Consider the following 2,191-nt stretch of genomic DNA (forward strand, 5'->3'; position numbering starts at 1 on the left):
TGTCACTGGTAATGCAAAAATGACCCAAAAGCGGTAACGAAAAGTGTACCACCCGGGAACCCGTGGTATCCCTTCCAGAGAAAGGGGGGGATGCCGATGATTTCCACGGAGGCGTACATGGACATTCTCGCATTTAAGCGCCAAGGCCACAGCCTGCGCTGGATCGCCAAGAAACTCGGCATCCACCGCAAGACCGTCAAGAAGCACCTGGAGAGCTCCAGCTTTCCAGCCTACACCCGCAAGACAGCGAAACCATCGGTCCTTGAGCCGTACCACCAGGTTATCCGAGACTTCCTCGAAGAGGACGATTACCAGGCCACATGGATCCTCGAGCGTCTTAAGCGCATGGGATATACCGGCAGCTACGAGACCATGAAGGTGTTCGTCCGCTCCATCAAAGAGCAGAAGTGCCGGATCGCCTATACCCGCTTTGAGACAGAGCCGGGCCTGCAGGCCCAAGTCGATTGGGGCGATTTCAAGGTCGTCGATGCCAACGGTAAGACGACGACCGTTTATGCCTTTGTCATGCTCCTTGGCTTCTCACGTGCCATGTACGTCGAGTTCGTCGAGCGATGCACCCTTGAGATCTTCATGGACTGCCATATTCGCGGCTTCGAGCATCTGGGCGGCGTGCCGGCGGAAGTGCTCTATGACAACATGAAGAACGTCGTGATCGCCAGGGAGAACGGCAAGCCGACCTTCAACAACGAGTTCTTCCACTTCGCCCGCCACTACGGATTCACACCGCGCCTGTGTCCACCGTACAGTCCGTGGGTGAAGGGGAAGGTCGAACGGCCGATGGATTACATCCGGGAGAGCTTCTGGCGCGGTTATGAGTTTTCCTCCGTTATACAGGCCAACCGTGACGTCATGCGCTGGAAACGGGAGACCGCCGATCAGCGGATCCACGGCACCCACCGGCAGCAGATCGAAACGCGCTGGGAAGAGGAGGTCCCTCATCTGGGCGAGCTGCCGCCGACCCATTACGACACCTCGCTGAAGTATTACCGCAAGGTCTACAAGGACTGCCTCCTCTCGTTCGGCGGCAACAGGTACTACGTCCCTCCCGAAGTGGTCGGCAAGAAGGTTCTGCTAAAGGTAAAAGGCAAGGATCTGCGCATCTATGACGACGCCACCTTGCTGAAGCAGTACCAAATCCCCGACCTGAAAGGGCTGACCCTCGGCATCCCGAAAGCCCGGGTCCGCCTTACGCCGGAGCAGACACCGCGTTACGGAAGGGGCAAAGGGAAGGCAACCAGAGGGCTCACCACCGGGAGTCTTTATCCGGAGGTCTACCACCGTCCCCTCTCCGAGTATGAGCGCTACGCCGCGGGAGGTGCCTGATGGAACAGCTAACCTACGAGCGTCTACAGGACAACCTCAAAAGGCTGAAGCTTTTCAAGGCGGTGGAGATCCTCGATTCAGTTGCAGACGCATCCCAAGCCAATGGCGGCTCCTGCCTTGCGTTCCTCGACCAACTTCTGGAGGAGGAAGTGGCGGCCAAGGACAAACGACGGGTCACCACGGCAATCAAGATCGCCGGTCTGCCAATGGCGAAGACCATCGAGGAGTATGATTTCTCGTTCCACCCTCACCTCGACAAGAGGTCGGTGATGGAGCTCTTTGACATGACCTTTCTGAGCCGCCAGGAGAACGTGATTCTCCTCGGCCCGCCGGGAGTGGGCAAGACCCATCTCGCCATCGCTCTGGCCATCAAGGCTTGCTACCACGGCGTTAAGGTCTACTTCACGACGATGCACACGCTGATCGCCAAACTCAAGGAGAGCCAGTCCAAGGGAAAGGCATTCCTCAGTTCCAACCTGGTCATCGTCGATGAGGTCGGTTACCTGCCGGTTACCAGCCAGGAAGCGTACCTCTTCTTCCAGTTCGTCACCTATCGCTACGAGAGAAGCTCGACCATCATCACCTCGAACAAGAGCTTCTCCGACTGGCAGGAGCTCTTTGGAGATCCAGTCATCGCTTCAGCGATCCTGGACCGGCTGCTGCACCACTGCAGGGTAGTCAACATCAAGGGGCACAGTTATCGCCTCCAAGGCCACGCGTTCGCCAAGACACTCTCCGAGAAAGGAGGTGACTCAACGGCAACATCCCTGGACCAAGCAATTCTCTAACAGGGGGTGGTACACTTTTCGATTACCGTAACTGGTACACTTTTACGCTGCCATTGACA

At 57.2% G+C, this 2,191-nt stretch carries 2 protein-coding genes; both read left to right on the top strand.

Features of this window, described 5'->3' with window-relative positions; all coding sequences use genetic code 11:
• Positions 1-117 precede the first annotated feature (117 nt).
• Positions 118-1,344, top strand: coding sequence for an IS21 family transposase (istA, locus tag ACYVL5_RS23465; protein ID WP_460597971.1), 1,227 nt, complete (start codon positions 118-120; stop codon positions 1,342-1,344).
• Positions 1,344-2,132, top strand: coding sequence for an ATP-binding protein (istB, locus tag ACYVL5_RS23470; protein ID WP_460597972.1), 789 nt, complete (start codon positions 1,344-1,346; stop codon positions 2,130-2,132). Before istA ends, istB begins: the two co-directional genes overlap by 1 nt.
• Positions 2,133-2,191 lie beyond the last annotated feature (59 nt).

The organism is Geomonas sp. Red276 (assembly GCF_054784495.1).

Coding starts and splice junctions, on each gene's coding strand:
- istA (WP_460597971.1), top strand. CDS start 118: ATGGACATTCTCGCATTTAAGCGCCAAGGCCACAGCCTGCGCTGGATC.
- istB (WP_460597972.1), top strand. CDS start 1,344: ATGGAACAGCTAACCTACGAGCGTCTACAGGACAACCTCAAAAGGCTG.